We start from the raw sequence: 19,334 nt of genomic DNA, 5'->3' as shown, positions 1-19,334 counted from the left end.
TGCCTAAGCTATTTCAGGATATGGGCTGTATTTATTTTATTGTGAACTGACTATAACTTGTGGCTCTATAAGCTTTGCTATGTTATCTCCAACACCGTGTGAAAAAAGCTCTAAGCTATCATCATTAGTGTATATCCAATGCTCATCATTAATATCACCTAATCTAATGACTTCTTTTACTGTTTCTAAGACCTGATTGATTATATCTTTCTTATCAAAGCTAATAGGCGTAATGCTATATTTTGAGTCAATATAATAAAAACCTAGCGTATTAAGCTCACAACACAGTAAGTAATTAACTACTTCATAAAGTGGTTGATTATTGCTTCCTGATAAATGTAGTAAAAGGTCTTTGAAACTTATATAGTCCTTTGTTGGCTCTATAAGCCTGTCTATTAAACTCACATTCGCACCCTCACACCCCTAAAGCAAAATAGGAGCAAGGCGCTGACAGCTAAGGGTGCGGTGGCTGTCGTTCGGGTAATTAGTCCTAGCCTTGCAATCGGTTATGACAGCGACTGACGCTATCATGTTCGGTTTTGTCTGTTATATCGCGCTTACCAATAGGTTTCGTCAGTTTTGTCAGTGCTGTTTTATGGCATATTGATATTTTTATGCGTTTGGGCTGGCGCGTTATGTTGTTAAAAGATGTTGTTAAAGCTGCTCGGCAAGTTTGGCCAGTACCTCAGGTGATACGCCTTGCGCCTGTAAGCTCTTTATCAGTATGTCTTTATCATGCAGCGCTATATCGGTGGCTTGCTCATTGCGGCTATTCATTTCCTTAGCGAGTTCATCAGGGGTCAGTAAATCAAAGCTGATCATCTTGCCAGCGCGTAAGTCATCAAGATAGTTCGCCCATCGGTGCATCATCATTTGACGCTCGGCTAAATGCTCTGATAAGTCATAGCGCCTTCTCACGCTCGATTGCTCAAGGTGGGCGAGTTGTATCTCTATCAAACTTTCAGAAAATTGCAGCTCATACAGTCCTGTGCTGGCAAGCTGCCTAAAGCCGTGACCTGTCATCTTGGGGTAGGGGTCACCTGTATAGCCCATGCGCTGTAGAGCCTGATTGAACCATGCTTCACTATAGGGCTTGTTTGACTCAAAGTTATAGAATACATAGCCCGTCTGCTCAGTCAGTGGGCGCATACGCTCAATGATTGCCATTGCTTGTGGTGATAGCGGGATAATATGATCTTGGCGCATCTTCATTTTGGCGGCTGGAATACGCCATACGCTTTTATGATAATCAATCTCTGACCACTCAAAGTGCCTTAGCTCTTTAGTACGCACAAAGCACAGCGTCATAAGCTGTAACCCTGCTACGGTCTGCGCGTGTGCGTTTGGGTGATTGCTAATATATTGGTCAATGTTACGGAGTAGGTCGGGGAATTGGTGCTGTTCTACCGCCTTCATGCGTTCGGCTTTATGCGGTCTGAGTGCTTTATTACGTCCAATGGCAAGGTTAGTAATATCATAGCCCAGCGTATTGATAGCGTACTCAAAGATAGAACTAATCAGCCCCATGCACTTATGCGCGGTTTCTGAGGTGTGCTTGCCTTGCTGCTCAAAGCTCGCTTGAATGGCAAGCCCTGTTTTAATAATGTCTTGCGCGGTGATCGCCCCAATAGGGTATGAGCCTAAGTGCTTTAAGATATGATTGTCTAAAAACCCTTGCAGTTTTTGCACGTTTTTGGCTGTAGTTTTAGATTTTTCATCGATATAACTTTTGGCAATGGCTTTGAATAAGTCCTTTTGCTCAAAGTTATTTTTCTCAGCACCTTTATGGACGGTGGGGTCAATACCATCAGTGAGTAGCGCCTTTGCCTTGTCACGCTCGATACGCGCTTGCTTTAGCGACACTTGCGGCTTGAATGAGGCGTCAATGGCTTGCTTTGATGATTTATAGATACCGATTTGATAGGTTTTTTGTTTGGGCTGAATGTCTTTATCCGATTGATAGCGGTATGACATTTGCCAAAATAATGAGCCGTTGGGGTGTTGTATCAGATATAGGCTGTTACCATCGCTATGACGGGCGACTTTATCGGGTGCCGACTGCTTAGCGATAGACTTCACGCCATTATCCGTTAATAGATAGTCTTTTCTCTTATTCATGCCAGCCCCAAAGATGTTAAATAAGTTTTAACAACAGATTTAACAACAGATTTAACAACAGATTTAACAACATTCTATAGGTGCTAATAGGTAATGACAAGTAATAGTTAAAGATATAGAATGATGGTATTAAAGGGCTGTAGAGGTTTGGGGTAATGCTAGGGAATGGCAAAATATGAGGGTTGGTGCGCTCGGCGGGAATCGAACCCACGACCCTCGGCTTCGGAGACCGATACTCTATCCAACTGAGCTACGAGCGCATAACAACAACGGCGTACGGTATTATCAGCATCATGCCTAAACGAGCGTTATGAGCAGTAAAGATGTCGAAAAATAAAGACCGCTTAGTCTAACAAATAAAATCCATAAAGCCAATGAATGAAGACAGTGATTGATGTTTTTTAAGAAAAAACAGGATAGTCATTAAACAGGCATGGCAATCTACCTGCCTTTTCCCTTATAATGACAGGGAGAATTCATATTTATAATCACCGATTACAAGTGTGCTGGTACGCGGGATGGCTGTTTGCTATTGATAACTATTTGGTTGTCAAAGGAGGACAAGCAGAATGTCTGAGCCGTATAAGCCTTTGTATATGTAATAAGAGAACGTGACGAATGAGAAAAGTAGTTATGTTATCGGCAGCTGCCATTCTAGGAATCGCTAGTATCGCGGTGAGCCAAGCTGAAAGTGTTGTAGACACTCCTGTAACTGTTTCTGATGTAGCAGCAGCGCAGGAAGTGGTAGCAAATGCGCCTGAGCAGTTGGGTGATGATACCCAAGCTGCTGCAGATACGACTGACGGCGATGCACCTGCCGCAGAAACTGCCGCTGCCGCACCTGCGGTTGATGAAGAGCCTATTCCGCAAGATACGCCGCAAGTGCAAAAGCTGATTGCTTTGTATCCTAACTTAATTGCTCGCATTCAGCCAGTTGCTAAAGTGTGCTTTGAAGACGATGAAGTTTGTGATGTGACGGCACGTGCCGCTGGCCCAGCAGCGGGTGACGGCCCTCGTGATGGCAAAGCAGTATATAATGCCGTATGTCAGACTTGTCATGCGGCAGGTCTACTTGGCTCGCCAATCTTAGGTGACGCTGGTGCATGGGGACCACGTATCTCCAAGGGTAAAGAAACATTATACACTCATGCTATCAATGGTTTTAACGCCATGCCTGCTAAAGGTGGTGCTGATATCCCTGATGAGGAAGTTCAAAACGCTGTTGATTATATGGTTGGTGAAGCAAGCTAATTGTATTGAATATCTGGCTAAGCTTTTTACCCTATATATCAGTGGAGCGCCTATTTCATTAAATGAGATAGGCGCTTTTTTAATGATGAGTATTATCAATACGGTACTTCTAAGGCATTACAGTTGAAATTCATCGACACTAGCCTCACTTTATGACACTACACAGTATCTTCTGTCTGTTTATATTCTAAAAACATTTTTACATAAATTTATAACCAATAAAGAGGTTTTCATGTCTGAGGTACCAGCACTTGCTATCCAGAATTTATCCAAAACCTATAGCAATGGGTTTTCGGCACTCAAAGATGTCAGTTTAACCGTCCCGCAAGGAGGTTTTTTTGCGTTGCTGGGGCCAAATGGTGCTGGTAAATCAACCATGATCGGTATTATTAGCTCGCTTTTTAAACCAACAGCTGGCAGCGTAAAGATATTTGGCACAGATTTACTAGAGAATCCGTCAGTCGCTAAACAGTATCTTGGTATCGTCCCACAAGAGTTTAATTTTAATATGTTCGAAAAAGTCGAAGATATTTTGATTACACAGGCTGGGTACTTTGGTATTCCTGCCAAAGAAGCACGCCCACGGGCAAAACGATTATTAATGGCGCTAGGTCTGTGGGACAAGCGCAATAGCAAATCACGTGAGCTATCAGGTGGTATGAAGCGCCGGTTGATGATTGCAAGGGCGCTGATTCATAAACCAAAATTATTGATTTTGGATGAGCCAACCGCTGGGGTAGATATCGAGTTACGCCGCTCTATGTGGGAGTTTATGCAGCAGATTAATATCGAAGAAAACACCACGATTATTCTGACGACTCATTATCTTGAAGAAGCGGAGCAGCTGTGCAAACGCATTGCGATTTTGGATCATGGTGAGATTCGTATTAATACTGAGATGAAGGACTTGCTAGCGCAGCTATCGGTTGAGACTTTTGTTTTTGATTTGGAGACACCGCTTACGCGTCAATTGGTTTTGGCAGGAGTGACAGACATATCGCAGCCTGATGATCAGACGCTTGAAGTCACACTGACTGAAGGCGAATCGTTGAATGGTGTTTTTGACCAGTTATCGGCGCAAGGTATCACGGTAGCCAGTATGCGTAATAAAGCCAATCGACTAGAAGAGCTATTTATGCGTTTAGTAGACAAAAATATCCAAAGTGCAGATAGCATGAAGGAGGCAGGATTGTGAGTCAAGAAATGATAGATCCTAATAAAACCATGTCATGGAATAAAAAGTGGATTGCTTTTCGCACCATTTTGTTAAAAGAGGTTCGCCGAATTCTGCGTATTTGGCCACAGACCTTGCTGCCACCAGTGATTACGATGAGTCTCTATTTTGTCATCTTCGGTAAGATGATCGGCTCGCGTGTGGGTGAAATGGGCGGCGTACCATACATGCAGTTTATCGTGCCTGGTCTCATTATGATGTCGATTATTACCAACAGTTACTCCAATGTGGTATCGAGCTTCTTTAGTGCTAAGTTCACCTCCAGTATCGAGGAGCTATTGGTTTCGCCAGTATCCAAACATGCGATTTTAATGGGTTATATCAGTGGTGGTATCTTTCGTGGACTGGCCATTGGTATCATCGTATCAATAGTTGCACTATTCTTTACCGACCTTGGCATTGAGCATTTATTTGTGACGGTATTTACGGTACTAGGTACGTCTATCTTATTTTCACTTGGTGGCTTTATCAATGCCGTATTTGCTCGCTCATTTGATGATATTTCTATCATTCCAAGTTTTGTGCTTACGCCATTGACTTATCTAGGTGGTGTGTTCTACTCGATGGAAAACTTGTCACCATTTTGGCAAAATATCTCACTATTAAATCCTATCGTTTATATGGTGAACTCATTTCGTTACGGTATTCTTGGTTATTCTGATGTGAATGTCTGGTATTCAATGGCGGCTATTTTTGTCTTCTGTGCGGTATTCTATACCATCGCCTATCGTTTACTCAGTAATGGCTCACGTGTGCGCTTGTAGATTAGTTTGTAAAATGTAGCTTGTCACCTTATTATAAGAGTCCAACATTGTTGGGCTTTTTTTATGCAAAATTTTTTTGTCAGAAGTATGAGTAAGGCTTTTACAGCCACTTTATTGAGTACAATCACGAGCATTGCCATCGCAGCGCCACTTGCGGCAACGGATGATTATGATTGGGTCGTCATGGAGACGCCTGTAGATCCTGCAACGTATAAGTATGATTGCCATAACGACTACAAATATGAAACTTATGATGCGCTACAAAACTGTCTGTATAACTTGAGGGAAGATGCAGATAATGCGCTTAGTAAGCAATGGAATATCAGCGATAAAGTCTTTCGAGAGAGAAATGCCATTTATATCAAAGTCGCTAATCGGAAAAACCCACTAGTATTTGTTGATTACTCCAGTCCTTATGAGGAGGATTTTAATCCTTATTATTCGCTACAAGACTACGATAAAGCACGGAAATTACTGACAATACATCAAAGATTTTATGAAGGAGAGAGCTTGACGGTAGTGAATTTGGTTACTGGGTTTTGGCAAGATTTTAGTCTCAGAAAGCTAAGTATCTCTCCTGATATGAGATATATAGTCGGTTTTGAAAGTGAAATGGGAGCGACGGAACACGTCAATATTTTGGAGCGACAAGATAGCGGTTACTATGAAGGCTACTATAAACAAGTCTATAGTAGTAGTTACGATTCAAAAAACTACGACAGTCATAAAAAGTTTTATCAAGCAGATAAAGCACAGCAGGTTTATGATAGCGAAACCTTTACTTGGATAAATGATGATAAGTTTTATGCAGATTCTTTTTATAAGTTGAATGAAGCGGATTCAGCGGCTTTTAGAGTACGATATACCTTTATTAAAAATACCTCAACGAATAAGTGGCAACTGTATGAAGGTAGTAGGTAAATGATCGCTATCTCTCATTGTATAAAGACGGTGTTGACTGTCGCAGGACTATTTATATTGACCACAATAGCAGCCTTAGATGCACAGGCAGCGCCTATAGCTTTAGAGCCATCGACAGGTGAAGAGATATGGATAAAAGTCGCTGCGCCTGTAGCCATAGACTGGTATGAAGGCAGCTGTCGATACGATCATACTGAATATCAAACATTTACAGATTATGAAAACTGTATTTTTGAATCGTTAGCCCAAGCTGATAATGCACAAAGCCGAGAGTGGGGCTTGAGTGACAGAGTCGTTCGAGAAAAGGACACCATTTATATCAGTATACCGAATCAAAAGCAGCCATTAGTATTTAAAGATTATCTTGTACCGTTTGAAGAGGAACATAGCGCTCACTATGAATTGCAGTACTACGATAAAGTGCATCATTTATTACAGTTACTACATACGATGTATGAGACTCAAGCGACTGTCATTGTCGATTTAAACACAGGGCGCTGGCAAGAGCTGTATGCGACCAATCTTAAGTTTTCTAGCGACATGAATCAAGTGGTAGGGTTTAATGGTAGGCAAGGTGTGACCAGAGATATCATAATATGGGAGCGTCAAAAAGCTGACAATGACGGACGCTATGCAACGATATTTGCTAGTAATGAATTATATGAACAAGATTATGATAATGACAAAAAACATGAGGTGTACGAAGCGCGAGATATCAGTTGGACAAGCGATAATAAAGTTAACGTTGATTTTTATTACAGAGTCAATCCCACTGACACGGTAGCATTTCGCGTGCGCTATATTTATGCGGCTAATAATAAAGAGGGTGAATGGCAGAGAGTTTTACCTGATGCTAATATCAACGATTAAAAAACAATAAAAAGGTCTAGCTCTCATATGCAAATAACTCTATCAGTCGCCACCTCAATTCGCATCTGTATGGCGAGTGCATTGCTACTGATGCTATCGGTGCCTGCGCAAGCAGACCTGCCCAAAGCGGCGATGGATGACTATGTTTGGGAGGTACTAGACAAGCCCGTTTATCCTAACTGGGGTGAGAATTGCAGTAGTGAAGATGAGCGGATTTATCAAGATTGCTTAGATAAAAGCTTGATGATTTATAATCAAAGACTCATCAAGAAATGGGGTTTATCAGAATACATTTCTCGCAAGCTAAACAAGACTATCATAAAGGTACCAAATCATGACCTTATCATATTGATGGACGATTTTGCAGAAGGGGAAAAAGAGCTTAGATATGTTTATCTTTTAGACCATTATGATGCAGATAACAACTGGCTTTATTTATCTGGGCAAATATATGAGACTAACAATACAGTATTGATTGATTTAGATTCAGGCTTCAAGCAAGAGTTTGAAGGATCTCATTTGACGTTTTCACCAGATATGACTTATGCAGCTACGGTTAAAGTTGAGTTTCCAGGAGAAGAAAATGTCATGATCTGGAAAAAAGATAAGAGCGATGCTTACCAGTATGACGAAAAAAATAACAGGGATTACGATAAATTCCGACAACATTTAAAATTTTATAATGGTAGCGAAGATAAGGTTCGCAAGGTAGAGGTTGAATGGATTACCAATGAGAGCTTATTGGTAGATTTCTATTTCAAAATGAACGATAGCGATACTGCTGCTTACCGAGTACGCTTTAACTATGTAAAGACAGATTCTGCATCAGACTGGCAAATGATTCCCATAAAATAGCCCATTGCTGTAAAATGACTGGTTTTTATTTCATTATATTTAAGCATGACAGGTAAGTAACTTATGAGTATTCACGGTATCTTGGGTGAGCAAACCACCGACTATCCAACCGAGTATAGTCCAGAAACCTTGTATCCAATTGCCCGTAGTATGGGGCGTGATGCAATTGGCTGGCAAGACGATAAGTTGATGGTTGGCATCGATTGGTGGCAGGCATTTGAGATGTCTTGGTTGAATCCGCAAGGACTCTCGCAAGTGGCTATCGCGCGTTTTGGTATTCCAGCCAGCTCGCCATTTATCGTTGAGTCAAAGTCACTTAAGCTCTATCTAAATAGTATCAACTTTACTGAATTCGCTAGTTGGAATGATGTGCAAGCGCTGATTGCTAAAGACTTATCAGCCTGTGTACAAGCAGACGTGCAAGTTGAGTTGTTTAGCTTAAATGACGACCTGCATAATAAGACAACAGGGCTATTGATTGCTCAGCCTGAGGGTGTTTGCATTGATGACGCGCTTGCTAACAGTAGCGAAAAAGTCGCATTGTGCGAGCATCCTGACGCGTCATTGCTAAGTAGTGATAAAGATTTAAACAGTAGCTCTATTTTAGAGAATACTGGCACTGAGCCTTATATTTTCTATTCTAATTTACTACGCAGTAATTGTCCGGTGACCAATCAACCAGATTGGGGGACGTTAGCAGTTTCGATTACCAGTAATAAAACAGTCGATGAGGCTGGAATGCTGCGTTATATCTTAAGTTTTCGTCAGCATAATGGTTTTCATGAGCAATGTGTGGAGCAAATATTTGCTGATTTGAGTCAATACTATGAGCCAAGTGAGCTGATGGTTCGCGCTTGGTATACACGCCGAGGCGGTATCGATATCAACCCTTGCCGTGTGAGTGATATAACCTTGCTACCTAAACCAAGTCGTTTGATTCGGCAGTAAATGAATATTAATTTTTAGCTTTCATAGATGAGCGTTCTTTCTTATACTCAATAAACCTTATTTTATTAATATTGAGATGCAGCTATGAAGTTAAAAACCGGATTTTTAACCGCTCTAGGGACTACTATTTTGTCTCTTTCTACCTTGCAGTTAGCACAGGCTGCATTTGTGGAAAATCAATATAACTGTGAAGACGCTTATATGGAAGTGGCTTATGATTGTGGTAACGATGCGATTGTAGTCGAAAAAAATCGCCTTAATAAAATCTATATGGGCGCTTATCGTACTTTGAATACGACACAACAACAGCAGTTGGATAAAGAACAGCGTATATGGGTAAAGGATCGTAATGATAAGTGTGACTTTGAATACGAAGGTCCAATGAATAATTCTGTGGTGTACGCTCAGATTAGCGCTAATGTTTGCACCGCTAATGAGACACAGAAACGCAGTAAGGTCATTGCTAAAAGATATAATATTAAGTAGTTTTTTTTAGCTATATTACACGCGAAAAAGCGCCTATCTCATTTAATGAGACAGGCGCTTTTTATGGCACAGTTTTAACGAGTAAAACTATTTGCCGCTTACTTTTGCAATGACGTCTTCACGGCTCAGCATTTGCTTTTCTGCTTCACGGCGATTGACGTATTCGTACTGGCCTTCAGCCAAGTTACGGTCTGAAACCACGATACGATGAGGAATACCAATCAATTCAAGATCAGCAAACTTGACACCTGGACGCTCGTTACGATCATCAAGAAGCACATTGATGCCTTGTGCTTTTAACTCTTCATAGAGTGCCGTCGCTGTCTGCATGACGGTCTCTTCTTTTGACTTCATCGGTATGATAGCGACCTCAAAAGGAGCGATTGAATCATTAACCGTTGGCGTTTGTGGCCACATGATACCGTTTTCATCGTTGTTTTGTTCGATAGCAGCGGCAATGATACGGCTCACACCAATACCGTAGCAGCCCATCATTAGGGTCACAGGCTTACCATCTTCACCAGATACGGTAGCATTTAACGCTTGCGAGTACTTATCACCCAACTGGAAGATATGACCGACCTCGATACCACGTTTGATTTTTAGGCTGCCTTTACCATCAGGTGAAGGGTCGCCTTCTTGTACATTGCGTACATCAACGACACGAGTAATGCTCGCATCACGCGCCCAGTTCATACCAGTGGTGTGTTTATTGACTTCATTGGCACCGCACACAAAGTCTGACAAAGTTGCTGCCGAACGATCAACGAAGACAGGCATATCCAAATTAACGCCAATATAGCCTTTGTGCAGACCAGCAGCTTTCAGTTCTTCATCAGAAGCCATTGTCAGCGGCACATTGGCCTCTTCGATTTTCTCGGCTTTGATCGTATTTAGCTGATGATCACCGCGTAATACGATAGCAATAAGCTGTGGCTCATCATTTTCGGTATGACCATGGACGATTAACGTTTTGACCGTCGTTTCTAATGGTAAGCCTAAATGTTCAGCAACCATTTTACAGCTGGTCATATTTTCCGTCAGGATGTCTTCACGCACCATCTTCGGTGGCTGACGCTCAGCGGTGCTCACTGATTCGGCAAGCTCAACGTTGGCCGCATAATCAGAAGAATCAGAGAAGGCAATATCATCTTCGCCGCTGTCTGCCAATACATGAAATTCGTGTGAAGCAAAACCACCAATAGAACCAGTATCTGCTTGCACGGCACGGAAATCTAAACCCAAACGGGTAAAGATGCGCGTATAAGCGTCATACATGTCATGGTAAGTTTTTGCCAACGATGCTTGGTCAACGTGGAACGAGTAGGCGTCTTTCATGGTAAATTCGCGTGCGCGCATCACCCCAAAACGTGGACGAATCTCATCACGGAATTTATTCTGAATTTGGAAAAAGGTGATTGGTAATTGTTTATAACTACGTAGCTCGCCTTGCGCCAGATTGGTGATGACTTCTTCATGCGTCGGACCAAGCACAAAGTCGCGATCATGACGGTCTTTGAAGCGCAACAGCTCAGGACCATAATCGTTAAAGCGTCCGGTCGTTTGCCAAAGCTCGGCAGGCTGGGTCATCGGCATGAGCACTTCTTGTGCACCAACTTCTTGCATCTCTTCACGAACAATACGTTCGACTTTTTGCAAGATGCGTAGCCCCATGGGCAACCAAATATATAACCCAGAAGCAATCTTTCGAATAAGACCGGCACGCACCATCAATTGGCTTGAGGCGATATCGGCATCACTTGGGGTTTCTTTTAGAGTGGCAAATAAAAATTGACTGGCTTTCATAAATAAAGCGTAACCTTATCAACGATAAAATAAATAAGAAATAGTAGGATGTTGAGCGTGTGCTTTGATGGCCGACGCAAGCTTACCTTTGTATCACTTGGTAATAGTCTAGGACATGCCTAGCTAAAAAGTACTGCGACAAACAGTACATGAATAGAAAGTGCGTTCATAAAACGCCTTACAAAAAGGCTGGAACTTTTCATTTTGTATTAAAACGTTGATGTTGGCAGCGTCATACTTTACGCATAAAGACCAGAAAAATAGATGTACGCCAACATTTTGCTTATACAATCTGACTATGTTAGGTAAAGTTAGCCTAAGACGCAATGACTTTTTGTTTTTTCAGACAGAACGTGACTTAAACGTGACTTAAACGAGCAAATGAGGTCACTACAACTCGATTGTTTACCAGTTTTTAGGGTATTTATAGTAAATGGTAGCACTAGTCATTGTGTAGCGTATTGGTAGTTATTACTTGAAGTTGCTGCTCAAAAGTAGCATTTATCATTTAGACAGTTATTTGTTATACGTTTAATAAAAATAAATGATAAAACTCTGAGGGTGTTTATATGAATAATCCTGACAATCGATCTCCTGTTAATAATGATGCGACTAACTCACAAGCGAAAAAACCTATTGCGATGATGTCGTGGATGATATTGCTCATCGGTTTAGCAGCTATCGTCTTTGCTATTTATAGTGTGCAGAATATAACCAAGGAAGAGCCGATAGAAACCATTACTCGTGAAGGCGTGGTCACACAAATTCAAAAATTGAATCGTTTGGAAACGGTGGCGTTTAGTGTCGATACCGTCATTACCAGTCAACGTCCTGGCAGTTGGATGAAGCTGTGGCAAGACGAGCAAAAGGGTTTGTTTATCGCGCGCGGACGAGTGGAGGCGGGGATTGATTTAAGTGCACTTACCCCTGAGATGGTACAAGTGGTGCAGCCTGAATTTAACGTCGATGAGGTACAAGAAGCAGGTGCTAATACGCCAGTCTCAGTGATGCCGCAAATCAATATTACCATCCCACCATCAGAGATATTTTCGGTTTATCTAGACGATATCGAGATTTATGATTGGCAGACGGGTGCTTTTGGCATGATGCAAGTCGATCCAAAAATATTGCAACAAGCGCAAAGTATGGCAAAAAAAGAAGTACTCGAACGCGCTTGTCGTGGTGATGTCATGAATATGGCACTAGAAAATGCGCAAACCCAACTGCAACAGCTATTTTCGTTAACTGGTGCAGTAGTGACGGTAACGACTCAAGGTGCAGGCGCGTGCCAGATGTCAGTAAAATAATGCATAATTTTATTAGAGCCATAGACTAGATAATCATACGTTAGCTTATTAATTGGAAACACTTAAAGTAACGCCATTTATATTGTATAGTAGAGCTTATCTATTATTCATAGTGAACTTATGAATTTCGTTGATAATATAACACTACATAAAAAGGTGGCGTATATGACAACTCTTAATAATAAACCGTCTTCTAAGCCTGAACGTCAGCTTGATAAACGCTCTAAAGCGAAAGAATCGCTTTCTTTTGCGACATGGGTGCTGTTAATTATAAGCTTCACTCTACTAGCCTATGCCCTATACATTATCCAAACCCGTATCTTGTAAACTATAGCTGAGCTAGTAAGCAGGCAATTAATATGGCTAAGGTGATGAATGTGACTAAAGCACATTAAGTGAGACGCATCGCTATTTTTTAAATTCAGCAATGGCTAATAGACGCGCTACTTTATGGTCGACCATAGGTTTTGGATAGTTGATTTTGACTAGCTGCCCACTTCTACTAAGTAGCTTGCGCATTTTATCTTCGCTATGCAAGATAGTAGCAGGGATTTCTTTCAACTCAGGCAGCCAAGTTTTAATGAATATCCCATCAGTATCATGAGTTTTAGCTTGGCTAAATGGGTTCATAATACGGAAGTAGGGCGCTGAGTCCGTCCCAGTTGAGGCACTCCATTGCCAGCCGCCATTATTAGAGGCAAAATCCCCATCTATCAGCTGCTGCATAAAGTAGCGCTCGCCTAAGCGCCAATCAATCAATAAATCCTTAGTCAAAAACATCGCCGTGACCATCCGCAAGCGATTGTGCATAAAGCCCGTTGCATTCAGGCAGCGCATTGCCGCATCGACTAACGGTACGCCAGTTTTACCTTTGCACCACGCCGCAAAATCATCTTGATTATATGACCAGTTAATTTTGACATCAGTCTCATGTTTATACGCTTGATGGCGAATCAGCTCGGGCTTATAGTCTAAAACATGGCGATAAAAGTCACGCCAAGCTAGCTCACTTATCCAGCGGTTAATGTCGTTATTATCAGTGTTGTTAAAGCTATCCCCGCTGTCTAAGGTGTCACCGCCATTCCCATGTAATTCTCCCAGTGCTTTGCTCAATTGTAGGGTAGCTTGTAAGTAGCAAAGTCTGGGGCTGATTGCGCCAATAGTCAGGTAAGCAGATAGCTGACTGGTCGCATGTAAGCTTGGTACATCACGGCTCACATCGTAGTTATCAATATCATCAGCGATGAAATCCTTTAAACGTTGGCACGCCGCCGCTTCGCCAGCAGGGTAGGCTGCCCGAGCGTGCTCAAGCTGTACGTCTATATCCATGTGCTCTAATAAACCAGCATTTTGCAGTGTCTTTTGATAATCTTCGACTACTTCTTTACTTGCTCTTTCTATATCTTCGATAGTAGCACTGGCGTTCGATACTTCTAGTTTGACTTTAGTGTTGCCATTTATGGCGGATGCCTCATGCATTTGTATGGTGCTGATATCCAAGGTATGCCGCCATTTTTTATAAAATGGGGTAAACACTTGATACATGCTGTCATCGTTCGTGGTGATGGTTTGTGGTGGCAAGATACATTGATCATGCCAGCGAATAAATTCTACATCGTTGTTTGCAAGCTGTTTGGTTAATTGTTCATCACGCTTAATCTCATTGCCTTCGTACTCGTGATTTGCCATCACAGTGCTGATCTGGTTCGCGCTACAGATATCTAGCATCGCCTCAACACAGTCAGAAAAGCTTGGACAGAGCTGTACTGTTAAGTGGATATTTAATTGTGTTTGCAGAGATTTGGCTAGGATAGGCAAGGTGCGTGCGATATGGTCGAGCTGTGTCAGCGACATGTCATGTGCTTGCCATTGTTCAGGCGTCACGAAGTAAATAGCGCTTACTGAGGCGTTATCCGCATTTGCCTGCTCGCAAAGCGTAGCTAGCGCGGTATTATCATAAACTCGCAGGTCACGACGAAACCACATTAAATAATGTGCTGGGTTTACGCTAGTGGCATCGTCGCTATTGTTGAAGTTGCTTGTTTCGGTGCTATCTGTGCTATCGGTGTTATGAGACGTTTCCGCCGCCGTTTTAGACATTCAACTATCCCTCTATTAATCAATCGCAATCATAAACAAAACTGGTAATAAAAGTATGCTAGGATAAGTTTTTGGATGCAATGGATTTACCATTCAATTAACAAATCCTCATATTTACGCTTTAGCGTTGGCAATTGACGTTTACTTGCCGTCAATGTAGCGAAGACAGTCTAATAATGTCGCACTAAGTGTTATATCTAAGGTCACATCATGCACGTTAAGTTTTGCGGATTTACCCAGCCTAATGATATTAAAATTGCCGCCCAGTTGGGTGTTGATGCGGTTGGCTTGGTATTTTATCCGCCCAGTCCACGCGCTGTCACTATCGAGCGGGCGCAATCGTTAAGTGCGTCTTTGCCAGCTTTTATAAGTATAGTGGCTCTAGTGGTGAATATGCCGCGCGCAGAGCTGATAGAATTAGCGAATCAGGTCGCTTTTGATATCATTCAATTCCATGGTGATGAAACACCAGAGCAATGTGCGCAGCTGGCCAGTGCGGTCAATAAACGCTGGATAAAAGCGCTGCGTATTAATGCTGACCAACACACCGCTGCTAGCGTAAGCGCCGAAATTAATGAGTTTGCCGCCGCTGGCGCGAACAGTATCTTATTGGATGCTTACCATCCCCATAAATATGGCGGCACAGGGGCACGTTTTGATTGGAGTCTGCTACCGCAAGACAGCTCGCTACCTATTATTTTAGCGGGCGGACTGGATGCCGATAATGCCGCTGCCACTTTAGACTTGCCTATTTATGCGGTCGATGTCAGCGGTGGGATTGAGTCTGACAAAGGCAAAAAAGACGCTGCCAAAATGCGTGCCTTTATGAAAGCAGTTAAGCGTGACCGATGGCAAAATGAGACGCTTGGCGAACCTTCGAATATCAGTAACTAGTTTTTTATCCGTGAATTTTTATCCGTTAAATAGCTAATTACTTGGAAAAATTTCCCCCTTATTTATCTTAAAAAATACCACTTATTATAGTAGGAATTATCATGAGTCATGTCGCAAGCAAAGATGTATCGGCTACTGCTAAAGCTATCAATACCTTCACCAATCCAGAGAACGTGCAAGATTTCAATCAATATCCTGATGCCCGTGGACATTTCGGCGTGCATGGCGGTCGCTTTGTCTCTGAAACCTTGATGGCAGCACTAGAAGAGCTAGAAACGTTATATAACACAGTAAAAAAAGACCCTGCGTTTTGGGAAGAATATCACAATGATTTGGTCAACTATGTCGGCCGTCCAACGCCTTTATATCATGCCAAGCGATTGAGCGATGAGATTGGTGGTGCGCAAATTTATTTTAAACGTGAAGACTTAAACCATACTGGCGCCCATAAGGTGAATAACACCATTGGGCAGGCGCTACTTGCCAAGATGAGTGGTAAAAAACGTATTATTGCGGAAACTGGCGCAGGGCAACATGGTGTCGCGACGGCGACGATTGCCGCGCGTTTGGGGCTTGAGTGTATCGTTTATATGGGCGCTGATGATGTCGAGCGTCAAAAGATGAACGTCTATCGTATGCGTTTGCTCGGTGCAACGGTTGTGCCAGTGACTTCTGGCTCACGTACCCTAAAAGATGCCATGAACGAAGCAATGCGTGATTGGGTTACTAATGTCGATAGCACCTATTACATCATCGGTACGGTTGCCGGCCCGCATCCTTATCCGTTATTGGTACGCGATTTCCAAGCGATTATCGGCAAAGAAGCACGTATTCAGCATCTGCAAATGACGGGTAAATTACCAGATGCATTAGTCGCTTGTGTGGGTGGTGGCTCAAACGCCATTGGCTTGTTCTTTGATTTCTTAAACGATACTGACGTTAAAATGTATGGCGTTGAAGCAACGGGTGACGGTATCGAAACGGGTCGTCATTCTGCACCACTGGCTGCTGGTCGTATCGGTGTACTGCATGGTAACCGTACCTATTTGATGGCCGATGATGACGGTCAAATTCAAGAGACACATTCTATCTCAGCGGGTCTTGATTATCCTGGCGTTGGTCCTGAGCACAGCTTCTTAAAAGACATGAAGCGTGTTGAATATGTCGGCTGTACCGATAAAGAGTCGCTAGAAGGCTTTCATGAAGTCACGCGCAAAGAAGGTATTATTCCTGCGCTCGAATCTGCGCATGCCGTCGCTTATGCATTGAAGCTAGCTAAAACGATGACGCCTGATCAAACGATTATCGTGAACATGTCGGGTCGTGGTGATAAAGATTTGCACTCAGTAATGAAGGCGGAAGGGATTGAGTTGTAGTGGCCTCTATTTTTATAAGCTATTTTACGATTTATCCATTATAAGAAAAATTGCTTAACACCCTTTGTTTAATATTGATTCTTAAATAAAGGGTTAACTAGGCCAGTTTATAATAATCAAGAGACCACTATGACCAGAATTGAAAGCACTTTTGAAACCCTAAAAGCCCAAAATAAAAAAGCCCTGATTCCTTATGTCATGGCAGGCGATCCTAATCCTGCGACCACTGTAGGTCTGCTGCATGACCTAGTGAAGCACGGCGCGGATATGATCGAAGTAGGCTTACCGTTCTCTGATCCGATGGCAGATGGCCCAGTCGTCGCTTTAGCTGGAGAGCGTGCATTAGCCGCAGGTACGAGTACACGTGATGCCCTAAAAATGGTCGCGGAATTCCGTCAGCAAGACACGCAGACCCCCATTATTTTGATGGGTTATCTAAATCCCGTGGAAATCATCGGTTATGATAACTTTGTGGCGCTATGTGAGCAGTCAGGTGTCGATGGTATTTTGATGGTTGATTTACCACCAAGCGAGGCGGGCAGTTTTACCCAGCATTTGACTGACCATGCGATGAACGAGATTTTCTTATTGTCACCAACCACTTTACCTGAGCGCCGTGAGCAAGTATTGACTCATTGCGGTGGTTATATTTATTATGTGTCATTAAAAGGCGTGACAGGTTCGGCAACGCTTGATACTGATGATGTTGCGACTCAAGTGCAAGCGATTAAAGCAGCGACTGATTTGCCAGTATGTGTGGGTTTTGGTATTCGTGATGCGGCTTCTGCTAAAGCGATTGGAGCACATGCGGATGGTATTATCGTCGGTAGTGCCTTGGTTCAAAATTTTGCTGATATAGATGCCAATGATAGCACTGCGGTTGCCGCGGCTCAGAAAAAAATCATGGCAAAAATGGATGAGCTACGCGGTGCACTTGATAGTTTGAGAGCCTGAGTTAAATAAAGTTAAATTATCGTCACTTAAATCGTCATGGCAATATGAATAACAATGTTTATAAAGACAGGGTTAAATGACTTTGCTAAAGTTAGTTCACGTGTGTAAACTAACATCACATATAAATTGTTACAGTTTCACGTAAGCGTGCCTTATAACTGCGCTTTATAACTGTGAAAGTTATGAGAATATGTGACGATTAAACTGATCCTTATAAATCGATTCTTAGGGACAAGCGCATGAGCCAGCTTGTCGATAAGCCTTTGATAATGGCGAATAATATGACTGATACGATAATAAAACCTGATATGACGACTCTGAACCATACTGAAAAAAGCAACGCTGAGCCAAACGGTAACGCTGCTGGGCAATCGTGGTTTAATCGCCCGATACCGGGTATTAAACAGCAATTGACAGCGCCTTTGACGGCGGTAGAGACCGAACCATCAACGAAATGCAGCAGCTGCCACTCGATGATTACCAATACGGCGCTGATTTTTAACTGCTATGTTTGCCCGCATTGTGATCATCATTTACCGATGAGTGCTCGTGAGCGCTTAAACTGGTTGCTCGATAAAGTAGAAGGTGAGCTTGGACAACAATTTACTGCCAAAGATCCGCTAAGCTTTGTGGATAGTAAGCCGTATCCGCAGCGCATGACCGAAGCACAGGACAAAACCGGCGAGTCTGAGGCGCTGATTGTACTGTATGGCAAGCTGCGCAATCTTGATGTGGTGACTTGTGCCTTTGACTTCCGTTTTATGGGCGGTTCTATGGGCTCAGTGGTTGGCGATCGTTTTGTCGAAGCAGCTGAGAAAGCACTGGCAGACAAAGTGCCTTTAGTTTGCTTTGCTGCCTCTGGCGGCGCACGTATGCAAGAAGGTTTGCTGTCTTTGATGCAGATGGCACGAACGGCTGCTGCAATTGAGCGTTTGAGAATTGCTGGCGTGCCGTATATCGTGATATTGACCAATCCTGTTTATGGCGGTGTGACTGCATCGCTCGCTATGTTAGGTGATATTCATTTAGCAGAACCAAAAGCCATGATTGGTTTTGCTGGTAAGCGCGTGATTGAGCAAACGGTTCGTGAGACGCTAGAAGAGCCGTTCCAGCGTGCCGAGTTCTTGTTAGAGCACGGTGTGGTCGATGAAGTGGTGCATCGTCATCAAATGATTGATACTATTTACCGTCTGCTGGCAAAGTTAAGCTGCATGCCTAATGTTGATGCCTAACTTGCTCATCGGCTTGACTAACGAATAACTGAGTTTAATATTCCGCATGACTTATGCTTAGTAGCATGATCAATTTTGCTGACTAACTAAGATCAATCAATAGCATTTATCGTCAACAGCGGTAAATGCTATTTTTGCTTTTTGGGCAGGTAGTTATATACTGTCTCTACTTTCTTAATGAATGCTTTCTCATTGACCATTTTTTATTCAAATATTTC

Annotated in this window: 18 protein-coding genes and 1 tRNA gene; 14 read left to right on the top strand and 5 right to left on the bottom strand. The window is 42.6% G+C overall.

Features of this window, described 5'->3' with window-relative positions:
• Positions 1–36: 36 nt before the first annotated feature.
• From I3252_RS08840 to I3252_RS08830, 3 genes are all read right to left on the bottom strand, one after another.
• Positions 37–405, bottom strand: a complete 369-nt coding sequence (locus I3252_RS08840; protein ID WP_238034886.1) for a hypothetical protein — start codon at positions 403–405, stop codon at positions 37–39.
• A 249-nt stretch (positions 406–654) separates the two neighbouring features.
• Positions 655–2,118, bottom strand: coding sequence for a tyrosine-type recombinase/integrase (locus tag I3252_RS08835; RefSeq protein WP_238034885.1), 1,464 nt, complete (start codon positions 2,116–2,118; stop codon positions 655–657).
• Positions 2,119–2,301: 183 nt separating this feature from the next.
• Positions 2,302–2,378 (bottom strand) — tRNA-Arg (locus I3252_RS08830).
• Between the two features lie 358 nt (positions 2,379–2,736).
• Here I3252_RS08830 and I3252_RS08825 point away from each other — a divergent pair.
• The 8 genes from I3252_RS08825 (at position 2,737) to I3252_RS08790 (ending at position 9,447) form a co-directional block, all read left to right on the top strand.
• Entirely contained in the window at positions 2,737–3,369 is a 633-nt protein-coding gene (locus I3252_RS08825; protein WP_201560461.1) for a c-type cytochrome, read from the top strand.
• A 232-nt stretch (positions 3,370–3,601) separates the two neighbouring features.
• Positions 3,602–4,564, top strand: coding sequence for an ABC transporter ATP-binding protein (locus tag I3252_RS08820; protein WP_238034884.1), 963 nt, complete (start codon positions 3,602–3,604; stop codon positions 4,562–4,564).
• Positions 4,565–4,593: 29 nt separating this feature from the next.
• Positions 4,594–5,367, top strand: a complete 774-nt coding sequence (locus tag I3252_RS08815; RefSeq protein WP_045446727.1) for an ABC transporter permease — start codon at positions 4,594–4,596, stop codon at positions 5,365–5,367.
• 63 nt (positions 5,368–5,430) lie between these two features.
• A complete protein-coding gene (locus I3252_RS08810) occupies positions 5,431–6,288 on the top strand; it encodes a hypothetical protein (protein WP_238034883.1) in 858 nt (285 codons plus the stop codon).
• Positions 6,289–7,158, top strand: a complete 870-nt coding sequence (locus tag I3252_RS08805) for a hypothetical protein (RefSeq protein WP_238034882.1) — start codon at positions 6,289–6,291, stop codon at positions 7,156–7,158.
• A gap of 27 nt (positions 7,159–7,185) precedes the next feature.
• Positions 7,186–8,013: a hypothetical protein gene (locus tag I3252_RS08800; protein ID WP_201560458.1), complete on the top strand. Its 828-nt coding sequence runs from the start codon at positions 7,186–7,188 to the stop codon at positions 8,011–8,013.
• Positions 8,014–8,076: 63 nt separating this feature from the next.
• Positions 8,077–8,961, top strand: a complete 885-nt coding sequence (gene queF, locus I3252_RS08795; RefSeq protein ID WP_201560457.1) for an NADPH-dependent 7-cyano-7-deazaguanine reductase QueF — start codon at positions 8,077–8,079, stop codon at positions 8,959–8,961.
• A gap of 84 nt (positions 8,962–9,045) precedes the next feature.
• Entirely contained in the window at positions 9,046–9,447 is a 402-nt protein-coding gene (locus I3252_RS08790) for a lysozyme inhibitor LprI family protein (protein ID WP_201560456.1), read from the top strand.
• Positions 9,448–9,534: 87 nt separating this feature from the next.
• Here the strand turns inward: I3252_RS08790 and I3252_RS08785 are convergent, their stop codons facing one another.
• Positions 9,535–11,253: a proline--tRNA ligase gene (locus tag I3252_RS08785; RefSeq protein WP_201560455.1), complete on the bottom strand. Its 1,719-nt coding sequence runs from the start codon at positions 11,251–11,253 to the stop codon at positions 9,535–9,537.
• A 569-nt stretch (positions 11,254–11,822) separates the two neighbouring features.
• Here I3252_RS08785 and I3252_RS08780 point away from each other — a divergent pair.
• Together I3252_RS08780 and I3252_RS08775 are read left to right on the top strand one after the other, a co-directional pair.
• Complete coding sequence (locus tag I3252_RS08780) at positions 11,823–12,560, top strand: DUF4230 domain-containing protein (RefSeq protein ID WP_087814691.1); 738 nt, start codon at positions 11,823–11,825, stop codon at positions 12,558–12,560.
• Positions 12,561–12,725: 165 nt separating this feature from the next.
• On the top strand, positions 12,726–12,887 hold the full coding sequence (locus I3252_RS08775) for a hypothetical protein (protein ID WP_238034881.1): 162 nt from the start codon (positions 12,726–12,728) through the stop codon (positions 12,885–12,887).
• A gap of 81 nt (positions 12,888–12,968) precedes the next feature.
• On the opposite strand, the gene I3252_RS08770 is transcribed toward I3252_RS08775, so the two are convergent.
• Complete coding sequence (locus tag I3252_RS08770; protein ID WP_238034880.1) at positions 12,969–14,660, bottom strand: FAD-binding domain-containing protein; 1,692 nt, start codon at positions 14,658–14,660, stop codon at positions 12,969–12,971.
• 210 nt (positions 14,661–14,870) lie between these two features.
• On the opposite strand from I3252_RS08770, the gene I3252_RS08765 reads away from it, so the two are divergent.
• From I3252_RS08765 to accD, 4 genes are all read left to right on the top strand, one after another.
• A complete protein-coding gene (locus I3252_RS08765; protein ID WP_238034879.1) occupies positions 14,871–15,554 on the top strand; it encodes a phosphoribosylanthranilate isomerase in 684 nt (227 codons plus the stop codon).
• A gap of 173 nt (positions 15,555–15,727) precedes the next feature.
• The gene (gene trpB, locus I3252_RS08760) at positions 15,728–16,930 is read left to right on the top strand and encodes a tryptophan synthase subunit beta (protein WP_238034888.1); all 1,203 of its coding nucleotides are present in this window, start codon (positions 15,728–15,730) and stop codon (positions 16,928–16,930) included.
• Between the two features lie 129 nt (positions 16,931–17,059).
• Positions 17,060–17,884 (top strand): tryptophan synthase subunit alpha, encoded by an 825-nt coding sequence (trpA, locus tag I3252_RS08755; protein ID WP_238034878.1) that lies wholly within the window; start codon positions 17,060–17,062, stop codon positions 17,882–17,884.
• A 269-nt stretch (positions 17,885–18,153) separates the two neighbouring features.
• Positions 18,154–19,116, top strand: a complete 963-nt coding sequence (gene accD, locus I3252_RS08750) for an acetyl-CoA carboxylase, carboxyltransferase subunit beta (RefSeq protein ID WP_238034887.1) — start codon at positions 18,154–18,156, stop codon at positions 19,114–19,116.
• Positions 19,117–19,334: the final 218 nt, after the last annotated feature.

This window comes from Psychrobacter sp. Ps4 (genome assembly GCF_022129285.1).
Taxonomy (GTDB): domain Bacteria; phylum Pseudomonadota; class Gammaproteobacteria; order Pseudomonadales; family Moraxellaceae; genus Psychrobacter; species Psychrobacter immobilis_A.
This window is presented reverse-complemented; position numbering and strand designations above follow the sequence as displayed.

Excerpts from the sequence above, each read along its gene's own strand:
- I3252_RS08835 (WP_238034885.1), bottom strand. The coding sequence starts at position 2,118 with ATGAATAAGAGAAAAGACTATCTATTAACGGATAATGGCGTGAAGTCT.
- I3252_RS08825 (WP_201560461.1), top strand. The coding sequence starts at position 2,737 with ATGAGAAAAGTAGTTATGTTATCGGCAGCTGCCATTCTAGGAATCGCT.
- I3252_RS08820 (WP_238034884.1), top strand. The coding sequence starts at position 3,602 with ATGTCTGAGGTACCAGCACTTGCTATCCAGAATTTATCCAAAACCTAT.
- I3252_RS08815 (WP_045446727.1), top strand. The coding sequence starts at position 4,594 with ATGTCATGGAATAAAAAGTGGATTGCTTTTCGCACCATTTTGTTAAAA.
- I3252_RS08810 (WP_238034883.1), top strand. The coding sequence starts at position 5,431 with ATGCAAAATTTTTTTGTCAGAAGTATGAGTAAGGCTTTTACAGCCACT.
- I3252_RS08805 (WP_238034882.1), top strand. The coding sequence starts at position 6,289 with ATGATCGCTATCTCTCATTGTATAAAGACGGTGTTGACTGTCGCAGGA.
- I3252_RS08800 (WP_201560458.1), top strand. The coding sequence starts at position 7,186 with ATGCAAATAACTCTATCAGTCGCCACCTCAATTCGCATCTGTATGGCG.
- queF (WP_201560457.1), top strand. The coding sequence starts at position 8,077 with ATGAGTATTCACGGTATCTTGGGTGAGCAAACCACCGACTATCCAACC.
- I3252_RS08790 (WP_201560456.1), top strand. The coding sequence starts at position 9,046 with ATGAAGTTAAAAACCGGATTTTTAACCGCTCTAGGGACTACTATTTTG.
- I3252_RS08785 (WP_201560455.1), bottom strand. The coding sequence starts at position 11,253 with ATGAAAGCCAGTCAATTTTTATTTGCCACTCTAAAAGAAACCCCAAGT.
- I3252_RS08780 (WP_087814691.1), top strand. The coding sequence starts at position 11,823 with ATGAATAATCCTGACAATCGATCTCCTGTTAATAATGATGCGACTAAC.
- I3252_RS08775 (WP_238034881.1), top strand. The coding sequence starts at position 12,726 with ATGACAACTCTTAATAATAAACCGTCTTCTAAGCCTGAACGTCAGCTT.
- I3252_RS08770 (WP_238034880.1), bottom strand. The coding sequence starts at position 14,660 with ATGTCTAAAACGGCGGCGGAAACGTCTCATAACACCGATAGCACAGAT.
- I3252_RS08765 (WP_238034879.1), top strand. The coding sequence starts at position 14,871 with ATGCACGTTAAGTTTTGCGGATTTACCCAGCCTAATGATATTAAAATT.
- trpA (WP_238034878.1), top strand. The coding sequence starts at position 17,060 with ATGACCAGAATTGAAAGCACTTTTGAAACCCTAAAAGCCCAAAATAAA.
- accD (WP_238034887.1), top strand. The coding sequence starts at position 18,154 with ATGGCGAATAATATGACTGATACGATAATAAAACCTGATATGACGACT.